The organism is Hominimerdicola alba 8, assembly GCF_000178155.2.
GTDB classification, from domain to species: Bacteria; Bacillota; Clostridia; order Oscillospirales; family Ruminococcaceae; genus Hominimerdicola; species Hominimerdicola alba_C.
In genome coordinates this window covers 1-4,798 of record NZ_ADKM02000047.1, presented here as the reverse complement: position 1 = coordinate 4,798, position 4,798 = coordinate 1, and the positions used below count along the sequence as shown (strand labels likewise).

The following is a 4,798-nucleotide window of genomic DNA, read 5'->3' as shown; positions in this document are numbered from 1 at the left end:
GATATAGTGAACGGTGATAACGTTGTCAGCAGATATAGTTTTAGACTATGGCTAAACAGAAAAAACAAGTATTACCACTTTTCCGAAAAGTATGGTATAATAAACGCATACTAATCATACAGGAGGAATAGGAAATGAAAACATCGATAATTGGTTATCCGAGAATAGGCGGCTTGCGCGAATTGAAATTTGCAAGTGAGGAATATTTCAGAGGTGAGATAAACGCCGACGAACTGGAGCAGACCGCAAAGCAGATACGTCTGCACAACTTAGAACTCCAGAAGAACAGCGGACTGGATTTCATACCGTCCAACGACTTTTCGTATTATGACGGTCTGCTGGACACAGCATTCCTGCTGAATGCAGTGCCCGAAAGATACACAGCACGCGGACTTTCACATCTTGACACATACTTCGCAGCCGCAAGAGGCTATCAGGGCGAAAAGGGTGATGTTAAAGCACTGGCTATGAAGAAATGGTACAACACAAACTACCACTACATGGTTCCCGAAATAGATGACAGCACCGAGATAAAACTGAACGGTACAAAGCCATTCGACCTTTTCAAAGAGGCTCTCGACAACGGCGTTAAGACCCGCCCTGTCATCATAGGCGCATACACTTTCCTTAAGCTGGCAAGGTACACAGGCAAAAAGACTGCCGCTGACTTCGCTGATGCCGCTGTAAAGGCTTATGCAGAACTTATCGCTAAGTTCGCAGAACTGGGCGCTGAGTGGATACAGATAGATGAACCCTCGCTGGTAAAGGACATGACTGCTGAGGACATCGCACTGTTCGTTTCACTGTATCAGAAGATACTGGCTGACAAGAAGGGCGTTAAGATACTGGCGCAGACATATTTCGGTGATGTGCGCGACTGCTATGATGAACTTACCGCTCTCCCGTTTGACGGCATCGGCATAGACTTCAACGAGGGCAAGAAGAGCCTTGAACTGGTAAGCACAAAGGGTTTCCCGAAAGACAAGGTGCTTTTCGCAGGCGTGGTAAACGGCAAGAACATCTGGCGCAACAACTACGAGAAGACTGTAAAGATCATTTCCGAGCTGAAAAAGTACGCCGATGACATAGTGCTGAACACTACCTGCTCACTGCTGCATGTGCCCTGCACACTGGCTAACGAGAGCAAGCTGCCCGCAAATGTCAAGAAGCATTTTGCGTATGCAGAAGAAAAGCTGAGCGAACTGGCTGAACTGAAAGAGATACTCAGCGCTGAAAAGCCAGAAGAAACTGAGGCTTACCGCCGCAACACAGAACTGCACGCTGAGGTAAGGAGCGGTGATGACCCCGCAGTAAGGGCAAAAGTCGCTGCGCTGACCGAGAAGGACTTCATAAGACTGCCCGCTTTTGCAGAGCGTGAGAAGATACAGAAAGAGCGCTTCAAACTGCCCCTCTTCCCGACCACTACCATCGGTTCTTTCCCACAGACCGCAGATGTCAAGGCGGCGAGAAAGGCATTCCGCACAGGCGAAATGAATGCTGAGGACTATGAGAAGTTCATCGAGAAGAAGATAGCTGACTGCGTGGCACTTCAGGAAGAGATAGGTCTTGATGTGCTTGTACACGGCGAGTTCGAGAGAAACGACATGGTAGAATACTTCGGTGAATGCCTTGACGGTTACATCTTCACCGAGAAGGCATGGGTTCAGTCCTACGGTACAAGGTGCGTAAAGCCGCCCGTTATCTGGGGCGATATCTCACGCTCCAGACCGATGACCATAAGGTGGTCAAAATATGCCCAGAGCCTTACCGACAAGCCGATGAAGGGCATGCTGACAGGTCCCGTTACCATACTCAACTGGTCGTTCCCCCGCGAAGATATAACCCTTAAGGAAAGCGCATTCCAGATAGCACTGGCTATCCGTGAAGAGGTACTTGACCTTGAAGCCAACGGCATCAGCATCATTCAGGTAGATGAAGCCGCACTGCGCGAGAAACTGCCATTGAGAAAGTCCGACTGGCGCGAAGATTACCTCGACTGGGCTATCCCCGCATTCAGATACGTTCACAGCGGTGTGCGCCCGGAAACTCAGATACACACACATATGTGCTACAGTGAGTTTGCCGACATCATCAAGGATATCGACGACATGGACGCAGATGTCATCACCTTTGAGGCTTCCCGTTCAGACCTCACCATTCTCGATGTGCTGAAAGCCAACGATTTCCGCACCGAAGTGGGTCCCGGCGTGTACGATATACACTCGCCGAGAATACCCTCGCAGGAAGAGATAAAGACTGCCATCGACAAGATGAAAGCCCGCATCGACATTTCCAAGCTGTGGGTAAACCCCGACTGCGGTCTTAAGACCAGAGGCGTTGAGGAAACCGTACCCAGCCTTAAGAACCTTGTAAATGCCGCAAAACAGGCTCGTGAAGAGAACGCCTGATACTGCTGCTGACTGCGTTGAAAGAACATCAATGATATCCCCGTCATGAGATGTTCTTTATAACATATTCTATAACCAAGCGCCCGCGCTTTCCAATGTAAGGAATGCGCGGGCGCTTATTTTTATATGACTATTCATTAAAACCGCTTTTTCCGGTGATGTGTCAGCGGGATAACCACATTATTTATTCTATTTCGCAAAGTAGGCATCGGCTTTCTGCGAATAGTTGTACAGCGCTTTGCACAGCGCCGTAAGTTCGGGCTCTTCATCAGTACTGCCGTACTTATCAAGCACCGACCAAACATAACTCAGGGCACTGACCCTTATTTTAAAGCTGTCAAAGCATACTGTGCAGACTTTATCAAGTTCGCGGCAGTTGACTGCGGGTATCTCGACATAGAAGCTATCGCCGCACTTAACACTTTCCAGCGTCATGCCGTTAAGGGTGACGGTGGGCAGTTTATCGGACGGCGCAGTGTAGTAAAGCCTTATGGCAGTGCCGCCTTTAAGTATGGGTGCGATGCCGATATAGCTGAAACCATCGGGCTTTGAGCCGCTTGATACCGCCCTGTACTTCTCAACATCTGCCGATGTGACATCTGCAATATCTGCGGGGGCAGTGTTTACGGTATCTTCTATGCCCAAATACTGCTGAGTACAAGCGCCGACATATTTGAGGGCATCTGCAAGTTCTGTAAGTTTTGGGTCAAAACTGCCGCTGTCGGCTTTTATGTGTTCGATATATTTTTCAACCGATGCGGTGTAACTGCCGCCCAGCTTTTTACCGCCGATCGTGTAGAGGGTCTGTGCTTTGCCATCGGCATCATACAGCCTTACACGCACTTCACCGTCCTGCTGACTTAAATAAACAGAAGAACCTACGCGGTAGCCGTTGGCAGTCAGTGGCATATCAGCAAACTCAAAGCGATGAGGCGTTTTGTCGTTTGGTCCCATTACTGCGGCATATCCGCCTTTTGCGGTTTCAGCATCTGGGAGCACGTAGATATTCACGCCGATATCGCCTCCCAGCGAAAGGCTGCTGCCCACCACCATGCTTTTCTGTAACGAATAACCGCAGCTGACCGTTACGCTGTTTTCGGGCATGGTGAAAGTCACGGTCGTACCATCGGCTGATGTTTCACATTCATAGCTTACTTCGCCGCTGCTTACCGTCCAGACGGGGTTTGATGTTTCGGCTATGATATCCGATATGGGCGAAACGCTGACAGTAACGGTATCCCCTGCACTGAACTCTGCCGATCTTACGCTATCATCACAGTCTGCAAAGCTGACCGCCGCGTTATAGCCATCGGATAGTGACACCTCACAGGCATTCACAGGCTTACCGTTGCCGTCACTGTCAATGACCGCCTGCACAGCCGCCGCATATACTGCCGCACCTTTTTCATTTGGGTGCAGCGTAGACTGGTTTACCATATTTGAATCATCGATATCCTGACTGCCCGAGCCTGCCCTGATAGGAAAAATGTAGGGGTCATCGGTAAAGGCTTCATGACCTGCAAAGCTGTCAGCAACATCTACAAAGCGAATGTTCATGCCATCGCGCTGACATTCTTCAACTATCTCACTTAGTCTTTTGTTGAACTCGGCTGCTGCTTCGTTCAGCAGCTTGCAATTTTCCGCACTAACAGAGATAAATCCCGATCTTGCACTAAATGGAATGCCGTCAGGGTCAAGCAGGGGCGGGTAACCTGCCACTATTATCGCAGCCTGCGGACCTACCGCCTCTGCGATATCATAATAACAAGCCTTAATGTCATCACGGATACCGTCTGCGGCATTGAAATCCTTCCAGAGTGCTTCGATATCCTTTTGGAAAGCCGCGCTGCTGTGCATGATGGTGTTTTTTATCAATTTCGGGAAGCCGATATCGTTGCCGCCAATGGTTAGAGTTACATAATCGACCTTGCCCTGCAAGCCGTTATCGGTTATTACAGAAAGCTGTTTCGGCAGATAAGCTGTGCCGCTGTACCCTTCGTAGCTGTACACCCTTGCCTGTTGATCTCTGCTGATATGCGAAGTTTTTGCGCCTGTGGCAGCTGCAAAGAACCACCTGCTGTTCCGTGACTCGGAGAGCGGGCGGTCATTGCCGACCACAAGCGTCCCGATCCACGACCCACGCGAACGATGTGACAGCCAGTCAAGGTCAGCCACTTTTTCGGAGGTATCCTTTTCCTGACTGTAAAATGGCAGAATGCCCTCGCCCGATGAGTAGGAGTCGCCCAGCGAAACTACGATAAGACCATCATCTTCTGCCGACATTGCAGCGCCGTTCAGCGGCAGGCATTCAGCCGCAGCAAAGGAGATCAGTGCCGCCAGCAATGCCATCAGATGTTTTTTCATAACAGACTCACTCTCCTCTCCTGAAA

At 49.9% G+C, this 4,798-nt stretch carries 2 protein-coding genes; one reads left to right on the top strand and one right to left on the bottom strand.

Going from position 1 to position 4,798, the window contains the following annotated elements:
- Positions 1-134 precede the first annotated feature (134 nt).
- Positions 135-2,408, top strand: coding sequence for a 5-methyltetrahydropteroyltriglutamate--homocysteine S-methyltransferase (gene metE / locus CUS_RS04260; protein WP_002847715.1), 2,274 nt, complete (start codon positions 135-137; stop codon positions 2,406-2,408).
- Between the two features lie 189 nt (positions 2,409-2,597).
- Here the strand turns inward: metE and CUS_RS04255 are convergent.
- Positions 2,598-4,798 (bottom strand): SGNH/GDSL hydrolase family protein (locus CUS_RS04255; RefSeq protein WP_037276541.1); only part of this gene is annotated, 2,201 nt, incomplete at its 5' end.